The organism is Pseudomonas sp. ATCC PTA-122608 (assembly GCF_001952855.1).
In the GTDB taxonomy this organism is placed as follows: domain Bacteria; phylum Pseudomonadota; class Gammaproteobacteria; order Pseudomonadales; family Pseudomonadaceae; genus Aquipseudomonas.
Map to the genome: position 1 here is coordinate 15,588 of NZ_LPNO01000026.1, position 23,733 is coordinate 39,320.

19 protein-coding genes are annotated in these 23,733 nt (G+C 61.3%); 10 read left to right on the forward strand and 9 right to left on the reverse strand.

Annotated elements, in window-relative coordinates; all coding sequences use genetic code 11:
• Positions 1-596: 596 nt before the first annotated feature.
• Positions 597-1,301, forward strand: a complete 705-nt coding sequence (locus AU074_RS34945) for a methyl-accepting chemotaxis protein (protein ID WP_371916643.1) — start codon at positions 597-599, stop codon at positions 1,299-1,301.
• Between the two features lie 119 nt (positions 1,302-1,420).
• Positions 1,421-1,852: a hypothetical protein gene (locus AU074_RS21985; protein ID WP_076016491.1), complete on the forward strand. Its 432-nt coding sequence runs from the start codon at positions 1,421-1,423 to the stop codon at positions 1,850-1,852.
• Here the strand turns inward: AU074_RS21985 and AU074_RS21990 are convergent.
• Together AU074_RS21990 and cra are read right to left on the reverse strand one after the other, a co-directional pair.
• Complete coding sequence (locus tag AU074_RS21990; RefSeq protein WP_076016492.1) at positions 1,799-2,575, reverse strand: TatD family hydrolase; 777 nt, start codon at positions 2,573-2,575, stop codon at positions 1,799-1,801. The two genes, AU074_RS21985 and AU074_RS21990, sit on opposite strands and share 54 nt — an antisense overlap.
• 5 nt (positions 2,576-2,580) lie before the next feature.
• Positions 2,581-3,576 (reverse strand): catabolite repressor/activator, encoded by a 996-nt coding sequence (gene cra / locus AU074_RS21995; RefSeq protein ID WP_076016493.1) that lies wholly within the window; start codon positions 3,574-3,576, stop codon positions 2,581-2,583.
• A gap of 293 nt (positions 3,577-3,869) precedes the next feature.
• On the opposite strand from cra, the gene ptsP reads away from it, so the two are divergent.
• Genes ptsP through AU074_RS22015 form a run of 4 tightly spaced genes read left to right on the forward strand, consistent with a single transcriptional unit; the run spans position 3,870 to position 10,967 of the window.
• The gene (gene ptsP / locus AU074_RS22000) at positions 3,870-6,728 is read left to right on the forward strand and encodes a phosphoenolpyruvate--protein phosphotransferase (RefSeq protein WP_076016494.1); all 2,859 of its coding nucleotides are present in this window, start codon (positions 3,870-3,872) and stop codon (positions 6,726-6,728) included.
• A complete protein-coding gene (pfkB, locus tag AU074_RS22005) occupies positions 6,729-7,649 on the forward strand; it encodes a 1-phosphofructokinase (RefSeq protein ID WP_076016495.1) in 921 nt (306 codons plus the stop codon).
• 11 nt (positions 7,650-7,660) lie between these two features.
• Positions 7,661-9,370, forward strand: a complete 1,710-nt coding sequence (locus tag AU074_RS22010; protein ID WP_076016496.1) for a PTS fructose-like transporter subunit IIB — start codon at positions 7,661-7,663, stop codon at positions 9,368-9,370.
• A gap of 55 nt (positions 9,371-9,425) precedes the next feature.
• A complete protein-coding gene (locus tag AU074_RS22015) occupies positions 9,426-10,967 on the forward strand; it encodes an alkaline phosphatase (RefSeq protein WP_076016497.1) in 1,542 nt (513 codons plus the stop codon).
• A 149-nt stretch (positions 10,968-11,116) separates the two neighbouring features.
• On the opposite strand, the gene AU074_RS22020 is transcribed toward AU074_RS22015, so the two are convergent.
• Both AU074_RS22020 and AU074_RS22025 read right to left on the reverse strand, forming a co-directional pair.
• The gene (locus AU074_RS22020) at positions 11,117-13,642 is read right to left on the reverse strand and encodes a sulfite reductase flavoprotein subunit alpha (protein WP_076016518.1); all 2,526 of its coding nucleotides are present in this window, start codon (positions 13,640-13,642) and stop codon (positions 11,117-11,119) included.
• Between the two features lie 133 nt (positions 13,643-13,775).
• Complete coding sequence (locus AU074_RS22025) at positions 13,776-16,067, reverse strand: TonB-dependent siderophore receptor (protein ID WP_076016498.1); 2,292 nt, start codon at positions 16,065-16,067, stop codon at positions 13,776-13,778.
• Positions 16,068-16,286: 219 nt separating this feature from the next.
• Between AU074_RS22025 and AU074_RS22030 the strand changes: the two genes are divergently transcribed.
• The 4 genes from AU074_RS22030 (at position 16,287) to AU074_RS22045 (ending at position 18,363) form a co-directional block, all read left to right on the forward strand.
• Entirely contained in the window at positions 16,287-16,967 is a 681-nt protein-coding gene (locus AU074_RS22030) for a Fe2+-dependent dioxygenase (RefSeq protein WP_076016499.1), read from the forward strand.
• A gap of 2 nt (positions 16,968-16,969) precedes the next feature.
• Entirely contained in the window at positions 16,970-17,755 is a 786-nt protein-coding gene (locus AU074_RS22035; protein ID WP_076016500.1) for a tetratricopeptide repeat protein, read from the forward strand.
• Between the two features lie 66 nt (positions 17,756-17,821).
• Positions 17,822-18,088 (forward strand): CopG family ribbon-helix-helix protein, encoded by a 267-nt coding sequence (locus AU074_RS22040; protein WP_076016501.1) that lies wholly within the window; start codon positions 17,822-17,824, stop codon positions 18,086-18,088.
• Positions 18,088-18,363: a type II toxin-antitoxin system RelE/ParE family toxin gene (locus AU074_RS22045; RefSeq protein WP_076016502.1), complete on the forward strand. Its 276-nt coding sequence runs from the start codon at positions 18,088-18,090 to the stop codon at positions 18,361-18,363. Before AU074_RS22040 ends, AU074_RS22045 begins: the two co-directional genes overlap by 1 nt.
• Before the next feature lie 58 nt (positions 18,364-18,421).
• On the opposite strand, the gene AU074_RS22050 is transcribed toward AU074_RS22045, so the two are convergent.
• From AU074_RS22050 to AU074_RS22070, 5 genes are all read right to left on the reverse strand, one after another.
• Entirely contained in the window at positions 18,422-19,585 is a 1,164-nt protein-coding gene (locus tag AU074_RS22050) for a type III PLP-dependent enzyme (protein WP_076016503.1), read from the reverse strand.
• Positions 19,586-20,059: 474 nt separating this feature from the next.
• Positions 20,060-21,217, reverse strand: coding sequence for a betaine/proline/choline family ABC transporter ATP-binding protein (locus AU074_RS22055; protein ID WP_008437274.1), 1,158 nt, complete (start codon positions 21,215-21,217; stop codon positions 20,060-20,062).
• The gene (locus AU074_RS22060; RefSeq protein ID WP_010175055.1) at positions 21,214-21,867 is read right to left on the reverse strand and encodes an ABC transporter permease; all 654 of its coding nucleotides are present in this window, start codon (positions 21,865-21,867) and stop codon (positions 21,214-21,216) included. The genes AU074_RS22055 and AU074_RS22060 overlap by 4 nt, the downstream gene beginning before the upstream one ends.
• A gap of 11 nt (positions 21,868-21,878) precedes the next feature.
• The gene (locus tag AU074_RS22065) at positions 21,879-22,772 is read right to left on the reverse strand and encodes a glycine betaine ABC transporter substrate-binding protein (protein ID WP_076016504.1); all 894 of its coding nucleotides are present in this window, start codon (positions 22,770-22,772) and stop codon (positions 21,879-21,881) included.
• Between the two features lie 38 nt (positions 22,773-22,810).
• Positions 22,811-23,527 carry an ABC transporter permease gene (locus tag AU074_RS22070; RefSeq protein ID WP_003215977.1) on the reverse strand — a complete coding sequence of 239 codons (717 nt, stop codon included), beginning with the start codon at positions 23,525-23,527 and terminating at the stop codon, positions 22,811-22,813.
• Between the last annotated feature and the right edge of the window lie 206 nt (positions 23,528-23,733).

The window sequence follows — 23,733 nt, forward strand, 5'->3', positions numbered from 1 at the left end:
CCAGCAAACCTGCCCACGCCGCGTTGGCGAGCCTGGCCGACGCGAGCAAGGCCAGCCTCAAGCAAGGCAGTGAGTTGTTCGAAGAGCAGGTTGTTATGGCCGAAACCCTCGACGCTCCATGGCAAGGCTTCTACGACGAAGTCAGCACGTTGATGGCCAAGACCTATCAACTCGACGAAGCCACCCTGACCTTTCTCGAGCAGCAACTGGAGCAACGCCTGTCAGAAAACCGCACGCACATGATCGGATTGGTGGCGGCCCTGGCCTCGGTGTTTTTGCTGATCTTCTATCTGTACGCCGGGTTCTATGCCTCGACCCGCACCACCCTGCGCCACCTCGGGGCGATGATGGACAAGGTGGCGGCGGGTGACATGACTGTCACCTTCATCGCCCAAAGCCGCGACGAACTGGGGGATTTGGGCCAGGTGTTCAACGCCACCGTGGCAAAAATCCATGACCTGATCGAGCGGGTAGGGCACACCGTCAACCAGGTCGAGCACCAGGCCGGGCAAGTGGAATCGGTCTCGGCCAGTAGCAACCATGCCGTCTCCGGCCAGCGCAGCCAGATCGAGCAAGTGGCGACCGCCATGAACCAGATGTCATCCACTGCCCAGGAAGTCGCACGCAGTGCGGCGGCGGCGGTCAGCAGCGCCCACAGCGTCAACGAGGAAACCGTCAGTGGTCGCGGCCTGGTGCAGTCACAGCAATGCAGCATCGCGGCGTTGGCCTCGGAGATCGATCAATCGGTGCGGGTGATCAACCAGTTAGCCATCGACAGCCAATCCATCAGCCGCGTGCTGGAAGTGATCAAGAGCATCGCCGAACAGACCAACCTACTGGCGCTGAATGCTGCCATCGAAGCCGCGCGCGCCGGTGAACAAGGGCGCGGTTTCGCCGTGGTAGCCGATGAGGTGCGCACCCTGGCCCGGCGCACCCAGCAGTCCACCGAGGAAATCGAGCAGATGATTGCCAAGCTCCACAGCGGCGTCGGCGCAGCAGTGAAGGCCATGGGTAGCAGCCACGAGATGGCCAATGGCACGGTAGGGCAGTCGGAAAAGGTCCAGCAGGCTCTTGAAAATATCCTCGGCGCCGTGGGAATGATCGTCGACCAGAACCAGCAGATTGCCGCCGCCGTCGAGCAACAGACTGCCGTGGCACACGATATCGATCAGAACATCGTCGAGATCAACCGTGCGGGTGAGCATGCGGCGCAGGGCGCGCACCAGACCGAGGCAGCCAGCCGGCAGTTGTCCTTGCAAGTGATCGCGCTGAAGCAGTTGATCGGCGCCTTTCGGGTGTGAGGCTTCGCTGTAGGAATAATCCGCGAGGCACGTGGCGCCTGTCTCATTTTTGACGTTGATCTTTTTCCACTGCCAAAATGGGTGAGAATTGTTTCACCTATTTTCGCGGAGGTTCGGTCATGACCAACGCAGTCGTCGGCGTTAGAGGGCATTGCACCCATTGCGATATGTCCTTTGAACTCAAGCCTTGGCAACTCAATGCCATTGCCATGGACGTGCCTTTTGATTGCTCGTATTGCCATAAAGGCGTGCAGCCGAGTTGCCCCAAGCAGCTGAAGCAGTTCAAGTCCCTGGACAACCTTGGGCTGTTGCGTCCGAGCATGATCGTACTCACCAGCGCGGCATTGCTGGTGGCGCTGGTGGCGGAGTGGATAGGGCTGATCAGTGTGATCGGGCAGCTCAATGTCTCGCTGATGGCCGTGCTGATCTACTTCATGACGTTGCGTTATGCCCGTCACCGGCAGCGGATGACGCTGACATTGTGTGAGGTAAAACCCCTACCAGTTGAACAGCTCGCAGGCATTGCGGCTGCTCGCCTCAGCCAACGCTGAAGGGCTGATGCCCATGCGCTCCGCCAGGGCGCCACAGATGTCCGGCAGATGTTCGGGGCTGTTGCGCTGGCCCGCGTACATGACGGGCGCCATGTCCGGCGAATCGGTCTCCAGCACCACAGCTTCCAGCGGCAGCCGGGCGATCACTTTGTGCATGCGCAGGGCTTGCGGCCACGTCGCCGCGCCGCCCAGGCCGAGTTTGAAACCGAGCTTGATGTATTCGCGGGCCTCTTCCTGGCTGCCGGCAAACGCGTGAATGATGCCGCCCCGTGGCAGGCGAATGCGCTTGAGGGTGGCGATCACAGCCGCGTGGCTGCGGCGCACATGCAGCAGCGCCGGTAGCTGGAAATCCACCGCCAGCTTCAGTTGGGCTTCAAACAGGTTTTGCTGGCGCTCGCGGTTCAGCTGTTCGAGGAAGTAATCCAGGCCGATTTCGCCCACCGCGCACAGTTGCCGGTGGCCGTTCAGGCGGGTCAGCCAGTCGCCCAGTTCGGTCAGGTCAGCGGGGCGATGGTCGTCGAGATACACCGGGTGCAGGCCGAAGGCGGCGAATAAATCCGCGTCGGTTTGCACCAGGTCCCACAGCCGTTGCCAATTCTGCTGATAGACCCCCAGCACTACCATCCTGCGCACGCCCAACTGGCGACTGCGGCTCAGGACTTCAGCGCGATCAGCGTCGAAGTCCGGGAAGTCCAGGTGGGTGTGGCTGTCGATCAGCTCCACACCGCTTACTCCGAATGAATCCGTTGCTTGAACGTGCGGCCTATGGCGTGCACCCCTGGCGCGTAGTGCTGCTCTTCAACGGCCGCCAGCGCCAGGCGCAGCGCGGTGTCGGCGATCAATTGATGCTGCTGGGCCATGGCATTCACCGGCAACGGCAGGAAATCCAGCAATTGCGTGTCGCCAAATGTCCCCAGACGCAGCGGGCGGGATTTGAGCGGGAAGTCATGCAACGCATCAAACACCCCTTGCAGCAGGACGTAGGACGTCGTCACCAGCGCGTCAGGCAAATGCCCCAGGCTTTGCAGCAATTGCTCCATCAGCTGTCGGCCACAATCGCGGCTGAACGACTCACCCTGTTCGATCAGCACTTCACCATTGAAGTCTTTCAGCGCTTCCTTGAAGCCAGCGGCACGCTCCTGGCTGATGCTCAGCTCTGGCCGCGCGCCGATCAACACGATCTGCTTGGGCAGCGGTTGCAGCAGGCTGCTGGTCAATTGCTGGCAGGCCTGGCGATCATCACTGACCACCGAGCAGAACTGCGTAGACTCCATCACCCGGTCAATGGCGATCACCGGCAAACCCTTGGCTTGCAGCTCGCGGTAGCTGTCGTCATTGGCCGGCAGACAGCTGGCGACAAACAACGCATCACAGCGGCGGGCGCGGAACAATTGCAGCAATTGCCGTTCACTGTTGGCGTCGTCATCGGAACTGGCGATCAGCAGTTGATAGCCACGCGCCCGGGCGCCTTGCTCCAGCAGCTTGGCGATGCGTGCGTAACTGGGGTTTTCCAGATCCGGCAGGATAAACCCCAGGGTACGGGTATGCCGGCTGCGCAGCCCGGCGGCCTGGGGGTTGGGCGTAAAGCCATGTTGTTCAACCACGGCGCGCACCCGTTCGACGGTTGCGCTGCTGATCCGTTGCTGTTCGGCCTTGCCATTGATGACGTAGCTGGCGGTGGTCACAGACACACCGGCAATGCGCGCGATATCACTGAGTTTCAAACCGGGATTTCCTTGTTTTTTAGAGCTTGCCCCGACACTTTGTCCAATCGTAACCGATTACTGCAGGCGACCATTGTCGTAACTCAACAGCCGAGTGGCGCTTCAATCATGGGAAATTAACGCGTAATCTGCCATAAATTCTAGATTAAACGTTTCAGCAAGCGTATTTTTACGATTATCGCGACGAGCGTGGTCCTGCCAACTGACCACTCAGTCAATTTTTTCGAACGCCTTTGCACTGATTTATTCAAAATAATACCTAGTGCGCACGCCGCACTAACTAGGAGAACGGCATGCTTGAGCTCACCCACGAGCAGATATCCATGGGCCAGACGGCTGTGGATAAGTCTGCTGCCTTGCAACTGCTCGCTGAAAAACTGGTAGCCGATGGCCTGGTCGCCGAGGGTTACCTCAGTGGCTTGCAAGCGCGTGAAGCCCAAGGCTCGACCTTTCTCGGCCAAGGCATCGCCATTCCCCACGGCACCCCCGAAACCCGCGACCAGGTGTTCGCCACCGGGGTGCGCCTGCTGCAATTTCCCGATGGTGTGGATTGGGGCGATGGCCAGATCGTTTACCTGGCGATCGGCATTGCCGCCAAATCCGACGAACACCTGCGCCTGCTGCAACTGCTGACCCGCGCCCTTGGCGAGACCGACCTGGGCCAGGCCCTGCGCCGCGCCAGCTCCGCCGAAGCTTTGCTGAAACTGCTGCAAGGCGCACCGCAGGAGCTGGCGCTGGACGCACAGATGATTGGTCTGGGCGTGTCGGCGGACGATTTCGAAGAACTGGTGTGGCGTGGCGCACGCCTGCTGCGCCAGGCCGATTGCGTGAGCAACGGCTTTGCCGCCGTGCTGCAACAAGTCGACGCGTTGCCCCTGGGCGATGGCCTGTGGTGGTTGCACAGCGAGCAGACGGTGAAGCGCCCGGGCCTGGCTTTTGTCACCCCGGACAAACCGATGCGTTACTTGGGCCAGCCATTGAGCGGCCTGTTCTGCCTGGCCAGCCTCGGCGAGGCCCACCAAACCTTGCTCGAACGCTTGTGCGCCTTGCTCATCGAAGGCCGCGGCCAGGAGCTCGGTCGCGCCACCAGCAGCCGCGCCGTACTGGAAGTACTCGGCGGTGAACTGCCGGCCGACTGGCCAAGCGTGCGCATCGCCCTGGCCAATGCCCATGGCCTGCATGCGCGGCCCGCGAAGATCCTCGCGCAATTGGCAAAAAGTTTTGACGGCGAAATCCGTGTGCGCATCGTCGATGGCGATGTCAGCGCGGTGTCGGTAAAAAGCCTGAGCAAGTTGCTGAGCCTTGGTGCACGCCGTGGCCAGGTGCTGGAATTTGTCGCTGAACCGGGCATTGCCGGTGACGCCTTGCCTGCCTTGTTGGCGGCGGTAGAAGAAGGCCTCGGCGAAGAAGTCGAGCCGCTGCCAGCGGTAAGCGCCCAGCAGGTCGTCGTCGACATCGAACCGGTGCTCAGCGCGCCGGCGTCCGGCAGCCTGATCCAGGCCATCGCCGCCGCCCCCGGCATTGCGATTGGCCCGGCGCATATCCAGGTGCTGCAACCTTTCGAATACCCGCTGCGCGGCGAGTCGCCGGTGATCGAGCGCCAGCGCCTGCACGCGGCATTGACCGACGTGCGCCGGGATATCCAGGGCCTGATCGAACGCAGTAAATCCAAGGCGATCCGCGAGATCTTCATCACCCACCAGGAGATGCTCGACGACCCGGAACTGACCGACGAAGTCGAGACGCGCCTCAAGCAGGGCGAAAGTGCCGAAGCCGCCTGGATGAGCGTGATCGAGGCCGCCGCCAAACAGCAGGAGTCGTTGCAGGACGCCTTGCTCGCCGAGCGTGCAGCCGATTTGCGTGACATTGGCCGCCGCGTGCTGGCGCAACTGTGCGGCGTCGAAACCGCCCAGGAGCCCGACGAACCCTACATTCTGGTGATGGACGAAGTCGGCCCGTCTGACGTCGCGCGCCTGGACCCGGTGCGTGTCGCCGGCATCCTCACCGCACGTGGCGGCGCCACTGCCCACAGCGCCATCGTCGCCCGCGCCCTGGGCATTCCCGCGCTGGTGGGCGCAGGCCCGGCGGTGTTGCTGCTGGCCTCGGGCACGCCGTTGCTGCTGGATGGCCAACGCGGTCGCCTGCATGTCGATGCCGACGCCGCCACCTTGCAGCGCGCTACCGTAGAACGCGACACCCGCGAACAACGCCTGCAAGCCGCTGCCGAGCAACGCCATCAACCGGCGCTGACCCGCGACGGCCATGCCGTCGAAGTGTTCGCCAATATCGGCGAAAGCGCCGGGGTTGCCAGCGCAGTGGAGCAGGGCGCCGAAGGTATCGGCCTGCTGCGCACCGAACTGATTTTCATGGCCCACAAACAGGCGCCGGATGAAGCCACCCAGGAAGCCGAATACCGCCGCGTGCTCGACGGCCTCGGCGGTCGGCCACTGGTGGTGCGCACCCTCGATGTGGGCGGTGACAAACCGCTGCCTTACTGGCCGATCGCCAAGGAAGAAAACCCCTTCCTCGGCGTGCGTGGCATCCGCCTGACCCTGCAACGTCCGCAGATTATGGAAGCGCAATTGCGCGCGCTGTTGCGCTCGGCGGACAACCGTCCACTGCGCATCATGTTCCCCATGGTCGGCAGCGTGGACGAGTGGCGCCAGGCCCGGGACATGACCGAGCGCCTGCGCCTGGAAATTCCGGTGGCCGACCTGCAACTGGGGATCATGATCGAAGTGCCGTCGGCCGCGTTGCTGGCGCCGGTACTGGCCAAGGAAGTGGACTTCTTCAGCGTCGGCACCAACGACCTGACCCAATACACCCTGGCCATCGACCGTGGCCATCCGACGCTGTCGGCCCAGGCTGACGGCCTGCATCCGGCGGTGTTGCAACTGATCGACATCACCGTGCGTGCTGCCCATGCCCATGGCAAATGGGTCGGCGTGTGCGGCGAGCTGGCAGCCGACCCGTTGGCAGTTCCGGTGCTGATCGGCCTGGGAGTGGATGAGCTGAGCGTGTCTGCGCGCAGCATCCCCGAGGTCAAGGCACGGGTACGTGAATTCAGTCTGAGCGAGGCCCAAGGCCTGGCACAAAAAGCCCTGGCGGTGGGTTCTCCCGCCGAAGTGCGTGCGCTTGTGGAGGCCGTGTAAATGGCAAGGATTTTAAGCCTGACGCTGAACCCGGCGTTGGACCTGACGGTGCGCCTGGCGCGCCTGGAACCGGGTGAGGTCAACCGCAGTGAAGCGATGATCACCCATGCTGCCGGCAAGGGCGTGAATGTCGCGCAGGTGCTGGCGGACCTTGGTCATCAGGTGAGCGTGGGCGGTTTTCTCGGTGCAGCAAACCCGCAGGCGTTCGATGCACTGATCGCTAGTCGTGGGTTTGGCGATGCGTTCATTCGCGTGCCAGGAGAAACTCGTAGCAATATCAAGATTGCCGAACAGGATGGCCGGGTCACCGACATCAATGCACCGGGGCCGTGGGTGAGTGAGCAGGCGCAAGCTCAACTGCTGAAACTACTGGCGGTGATCGGCCCTGAATTCGATGCGGTAGTGGTCGCCGGCAGCCTGCCACGCGGCATCACCCCACAGTGGTTCCACGGCTTGCTGCAGCAACTGAAAAACCTCGGTTTGAAAGTCGCCCTGGACACCAGCGGCGAAGCGCTGCGCGTCGGGTTGAAGGCTGGCCCATGGTTGGTCAAACCCAATACCGAAGAACTGGCCGATGCCCTCGGTCATGCCACGGATGCTGTCAGCCAACTGCATCGGCAAGGTGTTGAGCATGTGGTGGTCTCCGACGGTGCCGCAGGCGTGAGCTGGTACAGCCCGGAAACGGCGCTGCACGCCACGCCACCCAAGGTAACGGTGGCCAGTACCGTAGGCGCCGGCGACTCGCTGTTGGCCGGGATGCTTCACGGTTTGCTCAGTGGCGATACGCCGGAGCAAACCCTGCGCCGCGCCACCGCCATTGCCGCGATGGCGGTTACGCAAATCGGTTTTGGCATCACCGATGAGGCACAGCTTGAGTCATTGCAGAGCGGCGTCCACGTGCGCCCGCTGACAGAACAATAAGAGGGTTGGTCATGAAGTTAGCCATTGTTACTGCCTGCCCGAATGGCATGGTCACCAGTGTGCTGTGCGCCCGCTTGCTCGACGCTGCCGCGCAGCGCCAGGGCTGGAGCACCAGCGTCGAAGTGGTGGACGTGCAACACCCGGAACGCCAATTGTCGGCGGCCACTATTGAAGCCGCCGAGTGGGTGTTGCTAGTCAGCAGCACGCCGGTGGACATGCAGCGTTTTGTTGGCAAGCGCGTATTCCGCAGCACGCCGGCCCAGGCGCTGCAGGATGTGGACGCGGTATTGCGTCGCGGGGTCGAAGAGGCCCAGGTGCAGGTAGCTGATGCGGCGCCGCCGAAAACTACGCCGCGTATCGTCGCGATCACCGCTTGCCCGACCGGCGTCGCCCACACCTTCATGGCTGCCGAAGCGTTGCAGCAAACCGCCAAGCGCCTCGGGTATGACCTGCAGGTGGAAACCCAGGGTTCGGTGGGCGCCCGCACGCCGCTGAGCGCCGAGGCGATTCGTGACGCCGACGTGGTGCTGTTGGCCGCCGACATCGAAGTCACCACCGAGCGCTTTGCCGGCAAGAAAATCTACCGCTGTGGCACCGGGATTGCGCTCAAGCAATCCGAGGCGACCCTCAACAAGGCGCTGGCCGAAGGCAAGCAGGAATCCGCCGCCAGCGGTGCTGCCGCCAAACCGGAGAAGACCGGCGTCTACAAACACCTGCTCACCGGCGTGTCGTTCATGCTGCCGATGGTGGTGGCGGGTGGTCTGCTGATCGCTCTGTCGTTTGTGTTCGGCATTCATGCCTTTGAAGAAAAAGGCACCCTGGCCGCCGCGCTGAAAACCGTCGGCGACCAAGCATTCATGTTGATGGTGCCGCTGTTGGCGGGTTATATCGCCTACTCGATTGCCGACCGTCCGGGCTTGGCTCCCGGCATGATCGGCGGCCTGCTGGCCAGCACCTTGGGCGCGGGTTTTATTGGCGGGATTTTTKCCGGTTTCCTCGCCGGCTACTGCGTCAAATTCATCAGCCGTGCGATCCGTTTGCCTCAGAGCCTGGAAGCCCTCAAGCCGATCCTGATCATCCCGTTGCTGGCGAGCCTGTTCACGGGTCTTGCGATGATTTACCTGGTAGGGCCGCCAGTGGCGAAGATGCTCACCGGGCTCACGGATTTCCTCAGCACCATGGGCACCACCAACGCCGTGCTGCTGGGCATCTTGCTGGGCGGCATGATGTGCGTCGACCTCGGTGGCCCGATCAACAAGGCGGCCTACGCGTTTTCCGTCGGCCTGCTGGCGGCGCAAAGCGGTGCACCCATGGCCGCGACCATGGCCGCCGGCATGGTGCCGCCGATTGGCATGGGCATCGCCACCCTCTTGGCGCGGCGCAAGTTCGCCCAGACCGAGCGCGAAGCCGGCAAGGCCGCGCTGATCCTCGGCATGTGCTTTATCTCTGAAGGCGCGATTCCGTTTGCCGCCAAGGATCCGCTGCGAGTGATTCCGGCGAGCATCGCTGGCGGCGCGCTGACCGGTGCGCTGTCGATGTATTTCGGCTGCAAACTGATGGCGCCCCATGGCGGGTTGTTTGTGATGCTGATCCCGAATGCGATCAACCATGCGCTGCTGTATTTGCTGGCGATTGTGGCGGGGAGTTTGTTGACCGCTGTGGTGTATGCGTTGATCAAGCGTCCCGAAGTGGTCGAGCTGACGGTCAAGCCGGTGTCATAACTCGTTCATCCCTTCATGCTTAAGTTTCTCTTTTGCTGCTCGAGAGGGAAACTGCATGACCCACTTCAACCTCGGTCGCCGCCGTGTGATGCAAGCCGTCGGCGCCGGCCTGTTGCTGCCGGGCCTCGCGCCTGCGGTGATCGCCTCGGTCAAGGATCGCCCGCAACTCACCGACGGTGTGCAGTCCGGCGACCTGCTGGGCGATCGCGCGATGATCTGGAGCCGCAGCGACCGCCCGGCGCGGATGGTGGTGGAGTGGGACACCCGCAGTGTGTTCAGCAACCCGCGCAAATTCGTCTCGCCCCTGGCCGACAGCCACACCGACTTCACCGCCCGTGTCGAACTCACCGGCCTGCCTGTCGACCAGGCGATTTTCTACCGTGTGCACTTCGAAGATGCCCAGACCGGCGTGGCCAGCGAGCCCTGGTTTGGCCACCTGCGCAGCGTGCCGCAGCAACGCCGGGATATCCGTTTTGTATGGAGCGGCGACACCGTCGGCCAGGGCTTCGGCATCAACCCGGACATCGGCGGCATGCGCATCTACGAAGCCATGCGCCTGCGCCTGCCGGACTTCTTTATCCACAGCGGCGACACCATCTACGCCGACGGCCCGGTGCCCGCGCAACTGACCACCGAAGACGGACGCATCTGGCGCAACATCACCACCGAAGCCAAAAGCAAAGTCGCCGAAACCCTGAATGAATACCGTGGCAACTATCGCTACAACCTGATGGACGAAAACGTGCGTCGCTTCAATGCGGAAGTGCCGCAGATCTGGCAGTGGGACGACCACGAAGTGATCAACAACTGGTCGCCGAGCAAGCAGCTGGATGAGCGCTACAAAACCCGCGACATCAACACGTTGGTAGGCCGTGCGCGCCAGGCCTGGCTGGAATATTCACCCATGCGCCGGCAAAGCGCCGACCAGGGCGGGCGGATTTATCGCAAGCTCAGCTACGGCCCGTTGCTGGATGTCTTTGTGTTGGACATGCGCAGCTATCGCGGGCCGAACGACGACAACCTGGGCGGCGAAAAACCGTTCCTGGGGCGTGAGCAACTGGACTGGCTCAAGCGCGAATTGAAAGCCTCCCAGGCGCAATGGAAAGTCATCGCTGCGGACATGCCCATTGGCCTTGGCGTGCCCGATGGCGAAGTCAGCCCCGGCGTGCCACGTTGGGAAGCGATCGCCAACGGCGACCCGGGCCCGGCCCAGGGACGCGAATTGGAGATCGCCGAATTGCTCGGGTTTTTGCGAGCGCAACAGGTGCGTAATCATGTGTGGCTCACGGCGGATGTGCATTACTGCGCGGCCCATCACTACCATCCGGATCGAGCGGCGTTTCAGAACTTCGAGCCGTTTTGGGAGTTTGTCGCCGGGCCGCTGAACGCCGGGAGTTTCGGGCCTAATCCGCTGGATAAAACCTTTGGCCCGGAAGTGGTGTTCGAGAAGGCACCGACGGTGCAGAACAGTTCGCCGTTTGCCGGGTTCCAGTTTTTTGGCGAGGTGCAGATTGACGGGCAGACGGCGGAGCTGACGGTGATTTTGCGGGACCTGGATGGCGTCTCGGTGTTTGAGCAGAAGCTGGCGCCAGTGTGATTGCAATGCAATCTACCTACTGAACAAGAGCCAATGTGGGAGCGGGCTTGCTCGCGAAGGCGGTGTGTCAGTCAACAGATGTATCGACTGATCCACTGCCTTCGCGAGCAAGCCCGCTCCCACATTTTGATCGGTGTATTTTCAGGGGGTCAGTAAACATCCCGGCGATAACGGCCCTGCTCGATCAACCGCTCAACCGCCTCACTGCCCAGCACCTCGTGCAGCACCTGATCCACACCCGCCGCCATCCCCTGCAAACTGCCGCAGACGTAAATCGCCGCGCCATCCGCGATCCATTTACGCAGCACATCCGCCGACTCACGCAGGCGATCCTGAACGTAGATTTTTTCCGCCTGGTCGCGGGAAAACGCCAGGTCCAGCAACGCCAGGTCACTGCTGGCCAGCCAGCCTTGCAGCTCGTCCTGGCAGTGGTAGTCGTGGGCGATATTGCGTTCGCCAAACAGCAGCCAGTTGCGCTGCTGACCGTCGGCAATCCGCGCCTTGAGCAAGCTGCGCAACCCGGCAAGGCCGGTGCCGTTGCCCAGCAGAATCATCGGCACCGGCTCGCTCGGCAGGTGGAAACCACTGTTACGCCGCAGTCGCAGGCTGATGGTCGAGCCCAGCGGTGCATGTTCGGTCAACCAGCCGGAACCCACGCCCACGCTGCCATCGGGGTGACGTTCCTGGCGCACGATCAGTTCCAGCACGCCGTCGCCGGCGATCGACGCGATGGAGTATTCGCGCATGCTCAACGGCACCAGTGCATTGACCAGCGCCTGGGCATGCAGGCCGACCAGATGCCCGCGATTGTCCGGTAGCTGGCGGCTGGCCAACGCGCGGTCGAGGGTGAATGCCAGGCCGTCGATCACCACACCTTCGCTGCCCGCCAGTCCCAGGCCGTCGAGGAAGTGTTCGATGGCCCATGGGCAATTACGCGGCAGCACTTCTACCAGGTCACCGGCCAGCCAATCCCGTGGGGCTGGCGGGGTGAGCCCGAGCAGATAGACGCCGGAGCCGCTGCTGTCCGGATTGAGCAGGGTACGGTGCTTCACGGTCCAGTTTTCATAGGTCGCGGTGGCCCATGCCGCCGCGGGTGCATGGCCGGTCAGTTGGCCGAGTTGTTGTTGCCAGTGCAGCAACGCATCGGTGTCGCCGCTGTCGACTTCCACCGGGGCGAACAGCGGGTTGCCGCCCTGGTGGGTCAGCCAGAAATGCAGGCGCCGGGCGAAGCCACAGAAGTGTTGGTACTGGCGATCACCCAAGGCCAGCACGGAGTAGTTCAAGCCCTTGAGAGAGACGTCCTGGCCGAGCACGCTGCGTTCGAACCCCCGGGCGCTGTCCGGCGCTTCGCCGTCGCCGAAGGTGCTGACCACAAACAATGCATTGCTCGACTGGCGCAAATCTTCTTCGCTGACGCTGCCCAACGATTGCACCTTCACCGGCAAACCGGCGGCCTGCAATTGGCCGGCGGTCTGCCAGGCCAGTTGCTCGGCAAAACCGCTCTGGCTGGCAAAGCCGATCAGCCAGGCAGGGGCATCGCTGTGGTTATCGGTCAGGCCTTTACGCGCATCGCGCACCTGGCGCTTTTTGCGGCGGCGGTCCAGGTACAGCAGCCAGCCCGTGATAAAGAACAGCGGCATGAGCAGCGCGGTGAGGGTCAGGATGATGCGGCCGGGCAGGCCGAAATAACTGCCGGTGTGCAGTGCATAAATGCTGGTCAGGATCTGAGCCTTGAAGCTTTTGCCGGCGTAGGTGTCGTGGGATTTGACCTCGCCGGTGGCCGGGTCGAGGTTGATCTGGTTCAGAGCGCGGTCGTGAGGCGAGGTCTTCAGCAAGTAGTAGACAGTGGCGGGTTGCCCGGCGACCGCTGGCATCCGGATGTTATAGCCGCTCAAACCGGGGCCGGCGTTGCTGTAGATGCTGCTCCAGATGGCGTCGTAATTGGCCACGGGCGCTTGGCCTTCCGGCGCCGGGCCGCGTTTGCGTACGCGTTCGTTTTGCGGGGCGTCGGACAGCATTTTGGTCAGGCCATTGCTGTACCACTCGTAGGACCAGAACAGCCCGGTCAGCGCCGCCAATAGATAGAACAGCAGGCACCAGGTGCCGAACACCGAGTGCAGGTCCCAGTTGAAACTGCGGCCCTTTTTGCGCCAGTCGAGGGTCAGCCATGCGCGCCAACTGGCCACTTGGCGCGGCCAGCGCAGGTACAGGCCCGAGAGGCAGAAGAAAACCAGGATCAGCGTACAGGCGCCGGTGATTTGCCGGCCGGTGTCGCCGATGGCGAGGAAACGGTGCAGTTGCAGCACGAAGCCGAAGAACTCCTGGCCGACGGCGTCGCCCAAGTAGTCGCCGGTGTACGGGTCGAAGTAGCGCATCTGGCCACGACGTTCACCGGGCGGCGGGGTGAACCAGACCTTGGCGGCGTCGGTGCTGTCGGGTTGCACCGTGAGCATCGACACCACTTTGCCTTCACGGGCCTCCAGCAGGCGCACCAGCTCAGCGGGCGGCAGCACGCCGGCCGGACGCTTTTCCACCGTCAACACCGTCGGGTTCAGCAACTCGATGATTTCATCCTGGAACGACACTGTCGCGCCGGTGATCCCCATCAAGGCCAACACCAGCCCGGCGGTAATGCCGAAGAACCAATGCAACTGGAACAGGGTTTTCTTCAACACGTCGTACGGCCTCGTCATCGGTTAGGTGTTTCACGGCGCGCATTATGCCGCGAGTTGTCGAGAAACATTCTTTTTTACACGCAAAAACCCCACGCATCCGATGCGTGGGGTTTTTGCGGTGATTTGTATCGGTTTAGAAATGGAAACTGGTGGTCAGCATTGCTGTGCGGCCCGCTGCCTGGTTGGCGAAGTGTGCCGCGAACGCCTTGTCGTAATACGTCTTGTCGGTGAGGTTTTGCAAGTTCAACTGCAGGTCGACGTTCTTGGTCAGCTTGTAGCTGGCCATGGCGTCGTAGCGGGTATAGGACGGCACGTAAACGGTGTTGCCCGCGTCGCCATAGACTTCGTCGACATAGAACGCGCCGCCACCGATGGTCAGCTTTGGTGTCACGTCATAGGTGGTCCACAGGCTGAAGGTGTTCTTCGGCGTGTTGGGCATCTGGTTGCCTTTGTTGGAGCCGGCACTGACGACGCCGTTACGGCCGTTCAAGCCTGGGTCCACCAGTTCGCTTTTCAGGTAGCTGTAGCCAGCGAACACTTGCCATTGATCAGTGAGCTTGCCGCTGGCGGACAACTCCAGACCATCAACGCGGGACTCGCCGCCGTTTTCATAGGTCAGCGCGTCCACCAGGATGCGTGTGTTTTTCTTCTCGGTGCGGAACACCGCGGCGGTCAGGGACAGGCGATCGTGGAACATGTCCCACTTGGTGCCCAGCTCGTAGTTGACGGTTTCTTCGGGTTTCAGGTCGCTGGCAGCGGCGCCGGCAGACAGCGGGTTGCCATCGGCACCTTCGCCCACCAGGCCGCCGGCTGGCGATGCCGAAGTGGCGTAGGACGCGTAGATGCTGCCGTTCTCCACCGGCTTCCAGACCAGGCCGGCCTGCCAGTTGAAGAACTGGCTGTCGTCCTTGATCTTGCTGCGTGCCTTGACGGTAGCGCTTGGCACCGCGTTGGTGTTGGCCACGGTGTCGAAGGTGTCGTAGCGCAGGCCAACGTTCAGCAGCCATTGCGGGTCCAGCTCGATGGTGTCGAACACATACGCCGCACGGCTGGTGGCTTTGGTGTTGGTGCCGTTGTAGTTGCGCGCGATGCTGCTGGTCCACGGATCGCCCGGGTTCGGGTTGCTCAACGACGTACAGCTGGGTGCGGTGCCGGGGTTGCACACTTGCGCGTTGTTGGAGCTGCCGAAGTTGTAGCCGCTGACGCGGGTTTCTTCACCAGTAAATTCCAGGCCAGTGGAGTAAGAGTGCTTGAAGCCCAGGGCCTGGAAGCTGCCAAACAGATCCGTCTGGTTGGTGGTGGTTTCGGTAGTGGACACGCGTGCGTTGGCGCGGCGCCATACGGTGCCGAACTGGCTGACATTACGCTTGCTGTCGTCCGGTTGCGTGAGGATGTAGTCCTGCCCGGTGTTGCCATGGCGCAGGGTGTTTTTCAGCGTCATGTTGTCGTTCAGGTCGTGCTCGATGGAGACCGTGCTTATGTCGGCGCGGGTCTTGCGGAAGTCGCGGCTCTTCAGGCCGTAGAAGTTATTGCTGTCACCGCCATCGGTGGGTTTGTCATGCACGTGGGCGGTGGCGGTCGGCGAGCTGTAGCCATACGGAATCCCCGAATCCGGCAGGTCGTTGCTTTCCATGTGGTAGTAGCTGAGGTTGACGCGGGTCGGGGTGCCCAGGCCAAAGGTCAGCGATGGGGCCACGCCCCAACGGTCGTAGTTGACGGCGTCACGCCCGGCGACGTTCTGTTCGTGGCTCATCAGGTTCAGGCGGAACGCCGCGCTGTCGAGGAACTGACGGTTGACGTCGAGCACGTAGCGGCGGGTCTGGTCGGAGCCATAGGTGAAACCGCCATTGGTGAAGTCCCGCGCCTGTGGCGTCTTGCTCACCAGGTTGAGGCTGCCGCCCGCCGAGCCGCGGCCGCCGAAGGACGAATTGGGACCTTTGCTGACTTCGATGGACTCGATGTCGAAGATCTCGCGGCTCTGGCCGCCGGTGTCGCGCACGCCGTCGAGGTAAGTGTCGCCCTGGGCGTCAAAGCCGCGAATGAACGGACGGTCGCCCTGTGGGTTGCCGCCTTCACCGGCGCCGAAGGTAATCCCCGGCACGGTGCGCAAGGCATCCTGTAACGAGGTGGCGGCGGTGTCCTTGAGGACTTGCTGTGGCACAACGGTGACGGAGCGCGGGGTGTCTACCAGCGGTGCGGTGTACTTTTGCGAAGAGGCTTTCTCGACCTGGTAGGACGTGCTGTCCTGTTCCTGGCCGGTGATGCTGGTGGCTCCCAGGGAAATGCTGTTGCGTTCGCCTTTCTGCTCGGTGTTTTCAGCCGCTTGCGCCAGTTGGGCGGCAGAGCTTGCGCTGATGGCAACGCCGATGGCCGAGGCCAGCAAACGCGGTGAACTGGCAGGTGTTTTTATCGAAGTGCGCGGCATGAAAGTGTCCTTTCCCCAAGGAGGTGAGGCCGCGGAATATAGGGAGAACAAGACTTTATATCAATTGCGATACATTACTATTCGCACTGAATTTACGTTCTTTACACTTTTTGCTTACGGTTTTTACATTCTCGTTCGTCTATTGCGCGGCAGTAGGGTTGTACACAGTCAATAAGAATCACTACCATTGGCGCCTCACTGTTTTCAGGTAACGCCCCCATGTTGCTGCACGTTCCCGGCCTGTTCTCTCGCGAGGAAGTGCTGCGCATCCGCGAAGCCCTGACGCACACCGAGTGGGCCGACGGCAAAATCACTGCCGGGCATCAATCGGCCAAGGCCAAACACAACCTGCAACTGCCGGAAGGCCACCCACTGGCGCAGGAAATCGGCGCGGCGATCCTTGATCGGCTGTGGAAAAATCCGCTGTTCATGTCAGCGGCGTTACCGCACAAGGTCTTCCCTCCGTTGCTCAACTGTTACACCGCCGGTGGCAGTTTCAACTTTCATATCGACAATGCCGTGCGCCAGTCCAAGGGCAGCCACGAGCGCGTGCGCACCGACCTGTCCTCCACGGTATTTTTCAGCGACCCCGACGACTACGACGGCGGCGAGCTGGAAATCCAGGACACCTTCGGCCTGCAGCGGGTCAAGCTGCCGGCGGGCGACATGGTGCTGTACCCCGGCTCCAGCCTGCACAAAGTCAACGCCGTGACCCGTGGCGCGCGCTACGCCTCGTTTTTCTGGACCCAAAGCCTGGTGCGCGAAGACAGCCAGCGCACGCTGCTGTTCGAGATGGACGGTGCGATCCAGCAACTGAGTCGGGACGTGCCCGACCACCCGGCGCTGATCCAGCTCACCGGGACCTATCACAACCTGCTGCGCCGCTGGGTTGAGGTCTGACCGTGGGCTTTTTATTGCGCCGTGAAGAAGTCCTCAACGTTGAGCAACTGCAGTCCATGCTCGACGATTCCCCGGTGCGCGCCGCCCAGGCGATTTTGATCGCCGCGAAGGAAGGCGTTGTGGATGCCCAGGCGCTGCTCGGGCAAATCCTGCTGGAAGGGCGCGGCATCGAGCGCGATGAAGCACTGGCGGTGCGCTGGTTCCGGATCGCCGCCCAAGGCGGGCATTTAATGGCGCGCAATATGCTCGGGCGTTGCCTGGAGCATGGTTGGGGATGTGGGGCGGATGCCGTGGCGGCAGCGCGGGAATATCGTCTGGCGGCCGAGGCGGGTCTGGATTGGGGGTTGTACAACTACGCCAACCTGCTGGCGACCGGGCGCGGGGTTGCCGAAGACCAAACCCAGGCGCTGGCGTGTTATCGACAGGCGGCGGAACTGGGTCATGCGAAGTCGATGAACCTGCTGGGGCGTTATCTGGAAGAAGGGCAGTTCTGCCCGAGGGATGTGGAGGCGGCGGTGGCGTGGTATCGCCGGTCAGCAGAAGGCGGGGATTTTCGCGGGCAGTTCAGTTATGCGGCGGTGTTGGCGGACCGGGGCGAGATAGAAACGGCGCTGGAATGGTTACGCAAGGCACTGGCGGGCGGGAATTTGAAGTTCTTGCGGGTGGCTTACAGCGCGTTGGTAAAGGCAGAACAACCTGAAATCAGGCTTTTGGCCAAGGATTATCAACTGCGTGCGATTCAACTAAACGATGAGCGGCAGAATACAGAGGTTGCTGCACAAGTTTAAATCACTATGATTGGCTCTGATTCATTGTTAATCGGCTGTGTGTTACGCACCAGCGAAGGAGATTTTATGGGCGCCGATACCAAAGTCCTGACAGCTCACGTTCCAGCGGCGCTGGCTCAAAAAGTTGATCAGATGGCAGCGCGAATGGACCGCTCACGCGGTTGGATCGTCAAGCAGGCCCTTGCCGACTGGGTCGATCAAGAAGAGGAGCGCAGCCGGCTTACGCGAGAGGCTATGGCGGATGTCGATACCGGTCGCGTAATAGACCAGCATGCGGTTCAAGCTTGGGCTGATAGCCTGAGTACTGATAACCCGCTTCCGGTACCGCGCTGATGGAGTTGAAATGGACGAGTAAGGCCTTATCAGATCTGGCTCGACTTTTCGATTTTCTCTCCGTTGTAAATCGGTCGGCAGCTGCGCGTACCGTGCAATCACTTTCTCAGGCTCCCATCAGTTTGCTGAGCAATCCGCGAATCGGCGAACGCATTGAAGAGTTCGAGCCGCGAGATGTGAGAAGGCTGTTGGTCGGACACTATGAGATGCGCTACGAGATTCAGCAGTCGACGATTTATATTTTGCGCTTATGGCACGTTCGCGAAGATCGTTGAGAATTGAGACCCATAAAAAAACCCATGACGCGTCATGGGTTTTTTGTTTGCCGTCGGCTTACAGGTAGAACGATTTCAACGGCGGGAAGCCATTGAACTCAACAGCGCTGTAGCTGGTGGTGTACGCACCGGTAGACAACCAGTACATCCGGTCACCAATCGCCAGGTTCAGCGGCAGGCCGTACTTGTAGTTCTCGTACATGATGTCGGCGCTGTCGCAGGTGGGGCCCGCGATGACCACTTCTTCCATCTCGCCTTTCTTCTCGGTCCAGATCGGGAACTTGATGGCTTCGTCCATGGTTTCGATCAGGCCGGAGAATTTGCCCACGTCGGTGTATACCCAACGCTCGACGGCGGTGCGGGATTTACGCGCAACCAGTACCACTTCGCTGACCAGGATGCCGGCGTTGGCGATCAACGAACGGCCCGGCTCCAGGATGATTTCCGGCAGGTCGTCACCGAAATCTTCCTTGAGGAAGCGGATGATTTCTTCTGCGTAGGTTTCCAGGCTGTTGGTGCGGGTGATGTAGTTGGCCGGGAAGCCGCCGCCCATGTTGATCAGCTTGAGGTGGATGCCGTCTTCTTCCTTCAGGCGCTCGAAGATCACTTTGACCTTGGCGATCGCCGCGTCCCACACGCTGATGTCACGCTGTTGCGAGCCGACGTGGAAGGAGATGCCGTAAGGCACCAGGCCCAGGTCGCGGGCGAGGATCAGCAGGTCCATGGCCATGTCGGTCTGGCAGCCGAATTTGCGCGACAGCGGCCAGTCGGCCGTGGTCGAGCCTTCAGTGAGGATACGTACATACACTTTCGAACCCGGGGCGGCCTTGGCGATGTTGCGCAGGTCGGCTTCGGAATCGGTGGAGAACAGGCGCACGCCTTTCTCGTAGAAGTAGCGGATGTCCTTGGATTTCTTGATGGTGTTGCCGTAGCTGATACGGTCGGCGCTGACGCCGCGGTCCATGACCTTGTCCAGCTCGTAGATCGACGCGATGTCGAAGCTCGAACCTTTGTCTTTGAGCAGGTCGATGATCTCGACGGCCGGGTTGGCCTTGACGGCGTAGTACACCTTGGCGAATTCGAAACCGGCGCGCAGGTCATCGTAGGCCTGGCTGATCATTGCGGTGTCGATCACCACGAACGGGGTTTCTTGCTTGTCGGCAAACGCCTTCATTTTGTCAAAAGTGGCGCGTGCGAAATAGTCTTCGACGTTAATCGACATGCTGGGAACTCCTAAGGGCAAACTAAATTGATCAATGGGTGCAAATGAACGTCCTCCGTATCCCCACTTTGGTTCGCCTACTTCCCAAGGCATGTCGCCGAAAGCAAAAAGGCCATGGGATCAACCGCTTCCCTTGGCCTTGCTGTCTCGTCGTCAGTACTTGAGCCGGATGGATCGTTTCCAGCATGGACGTTCGGCGCGAACTTTAGGACGTGAGGGGCTATAGATCAACTAAAAATGTCGCGTTTTTGCACGCGTTCGTCGTGAGGCCGTGTGCAGCTACTTATGTAACCGACCGGTATGACGGATTGATGTTCCCCGGGAGGGGCAATTTGAGGTGTTTCAGGCACAGTGAAGATCCAATGTGGGAGTGGGCTTGCTCGCGAAGGCGGTGTATCAGCCAATGCATCCGGTGACTGACACTCCGCCTTCGCGAGCAAGCCCGCTCCCACATTTTGACCGCGGTGTGTCAGGTCATGCGAGCGCAGTCTCGGCAGGCGACACGATACTGGTCTTGCCCCCACGGGACTTACCGGAACTCAGGTACTCGGCAATCGACTCCTGGGTCACTTCCCCCAGAAACACCCGCTCCGCATCCATCACCGGCAACCACGAGCGGTTGAACTCGTACATGCGCGACAACAGGATGCGCAAATGCTCGTCATACGCCGCCGTGGCGTTGAACTCGCGCAGGTATTGGCCGCAGGTGCCGGTCTGACGATGCAGGTCGCGACGTCGTACATAGCCCAGCGCCTTGTTCTCGGCATCGGTAACCACCACGTAGCGACGGTCCAGCTCGTCCATCTGCTCCAGGGCGTCCGCCACTGGCGTCTCCGGGCTGACCGACGGCGCGTTGTCCGCCGCATCTTCGGCTTTCACCAGCAACAGACGCTTGAGGGTGCTGTCCTGGCCAACGAAATTGCTGACGAACTCGTCGGCAGGGTGGGCCAGCAGGGTGTCCGGGTGATCGATCTGCAGCAGCTTGCCGGCACGGAAGATCGCGATTTTGTCGCCCAGCTTGATGGCTTCGTCGATGTCGTGGCTGACCATAATCACGGTCTTGTTCAGCGCGCGCTGCATCTCGAAGAATTCGTTCTGGATCATCTCGCGGTTGATCGGGTCGACCGCGCCGAACGGCTCATCCATCAGCAGCAACGGTGCATCCGCCGCCAGGGCGCGGATCACGCCGATCCGCTGTTGCTGGCCGCCGGACAGTTCACGCGGGTAGCGGTGCAGGTACTGCTTGGGTTCCAGCTTGATCATGCTCATCAATTCGCGGGCGCGGTCATGGCATTTCTGCTTGTCCCAGCCCAGCAGCTTGGGCACCACCACGATGTTCTCTTCGATGGTCATGTTCGGGAACAAACCGATCTGCTGGATCACGTAGCCGATGTTGCGACGCAGGGTCACTTCGTCCAGGTCGGTGGTGTCTTCACCGTTGATCAGGATCTTGCCCGAGGTCGGCTTGATCAGGCGGTTGATCATTTTCAGCGTGGTGCTCTTGCCGCAGCCCGACGGGCCGAGGAATACGCAAATTTCGCCTTCGTTGACGGTCAGGCTTACGGAATCAACGGCGGTAATGGTCTTACCGTTGCTTTGGAAGGTCTTGGTCAGGTTTTGAAGTTCGATCATTTGAGCAGTCCTTTTGGAGTCAGCGTGCGTTGCAGCCATTGCAGAAGCAGGTCGGCGAAGATGGCCAGGAGACTGACCAGTACGGCGCCAACGATCAGCATCGACATGTCGCTGCGGCTGATGGAAGCCAGAATAAGTACACCCAGGCCACCGGCGCCGATGGTGGCGGCGATGGTCATCACACCAATGTTCATCACCACGGCGGTGCGCACACCGGCGAGGATCACCGGCACGGCAATCGGCAGCTCGACCATGCGCAGGCGCTGGCCGAAGGTCATGCCGATGCCTTTGGCGGCTTCGCGGATGCCTGGCTCAACGCCGGTGAGGGCGAGGTAGGTGTTACGCATGATGGGCAGCAGGGAATAGAGGAACACGGCGGTGATCGCCGGCATCGGCCCCAGGCCCTGGCCGAATTTGGAGTAGAACGGCAGCAGCAGGCCGAACAGCGCAATCGACGGCACGGTCAGCAACACCGTGGCGCTGGCTTGCAACGGGCCGGCCAAGGTCGGGAAGCGGGTCATCAGCACGCCCAGCGGCACGCCCACGACGATTGCCAGGATCACTGCAATGCCGACCAGGGTGATGTGCTGCCAGGTCAATTGCAGGACGAGTGCCCAATCAAGATGGGAAAAGGCGTTCAGGAATTCCATGTCTTCTCCTCTTAGTTGATCGGATGCTGGCGCAGGAAATCTGCGGCCACAGCGGATGGGCTTTCATGGTCGACGTCGACCCGCGCATTCAGTTGGCGCATGGTTGCGTCGTCGAACAGTGCGGCCAAGGGCGCAAGGTCTGCGGCCAGTTGCGGGTGGGCGTCGAGGTAAACCTGACGCACCACAGGGGCTGCGGTGTAGTCCGGGAAGTAATGCTTGTCGTCATCCAGCAGCTTCAGTTTGAAGGCGTTCAGGCGACCGTCAGTGGTGTAGACCAAACCGGCAAACACCTGGCCATTACGCAGCGCGGTGTAAACCAGGCCGGCGTCCATCTGGCGGGTGTTTTTGCGGGTCAGGTTCATCTCGTACAGCTTGACCATGCCGGCCATGCCGTCGGAACGGTTGGCGAACTCGGTGTCCAGGGCCACCAGGCGGTTTTCCTTGGTTTTCTCGGCCAGTGCCGCAGTCAGGTCGCTGATGCTGTTGATCTGCGGAAATTCCTTGGCCACGTTCTCTGGCAAGGCCAGGGCGTAGGTGTTGCTGAATTTCGACGGGGAGAGCCAGACCAGGCCTTTTTTCGCATCGAGTTCTTTCACTCGGGCGTAGGACTGTTCGCTGTCGAGCTTCTCGTCGACATGGTTATAGGCCACCAGCGAAACGCCGGTGTATTCCCAGATCAGGTCCAGTTGCCCGCTTTCCTGGGCACTGCGCGCCAGGTTGCTGCCCAGGCCGCCGGTCACACGGGTGTCGTAACCCTTGGTGCGCAGGTACTGGGAAGTGATTTCGGCGAGCAGGGTTTGTTCAGTGAACACCCGGGCGCCGATGCGGATGACCGGTTTTTCAGCGGCTTGCGCAAATCCTGCGAACAGCAGGACGCAGCTCAATATCAATGTCAGTTTTTTCATGTGAATTCCTGTTTCAGGCCCAAGACGGGGCCAAAGCCTTAAGACGGACGCAACCCGCGTTCCAGCCAAAGGCGGCTGGCCATGGTCACCAGACCGTCGAGCAGCAAGGCCAGCAGCGCGGTGCACGCGGCGCCGAGCAGCAGTTGCGGCTGATTGTTCAGGGCAATGCCGGGGAAGATCAGGCTGCCCAGGCTGTTGGCGCCAATCAGGAACGCCAGGGGCGCGGTACCGACGTTGATCGCCAGGGCCACGCGCACACCGCCGATGATGATCGGCACGGCGTTGGGCAGTTCCACGCGAAACAGCACTTGGCGCGGCGTCATGCCGATGCCGACGGCGGCTTCTTTCAGGGAACCTTGAACGTTTTTCAGGCCTTCATAAGTGTTGCGCACGATGGGCAGCAACGAGGCGAGGAACAGCGCGAAAATCGCGGGGCCGCTGCCGATGCCAAGGACACCGAGGGCGATGGCCAGTACGGCCAGGGGAGGGACGGTATTGCCGATGTTGAAGATCTGCATGAAGCGTTCTGCGCGCCCGACCATATTCGGTCGGCTGAGCAGGATACCGGCGGGAATCCCTACGATCAGGGCGGCCAGCATCGAAACAAGGACGAGGATCAAGTGAGCTTGCAGGTAAAACAACAAATCGTCGCGGTACAGTTCGATCGTGTTGATGCCGATCCAGTGGACCAGCAGGGCCAGGAGAGCGACGACAACCGCTCCTCCTATCAGCCCTTTGCCATAGCGAATAGCCACAGGCGGACTCCTTTTTTCTTCTGTCGGCGAACACATTTCCGAGCGGCAATGCCATTCCTGGCTGTCGGCAAATATGGTCGCGAAATGCAGCTCGCCAATACCGGCAACGCGGTATGAGGTCGAGCCATGAGCGCAGCCTCGTCAGGCTAACTTGCTGATTTTTCAGCCCCTGTTACGAGTGCGATAGCAGGGGAGTGGACGTCTCT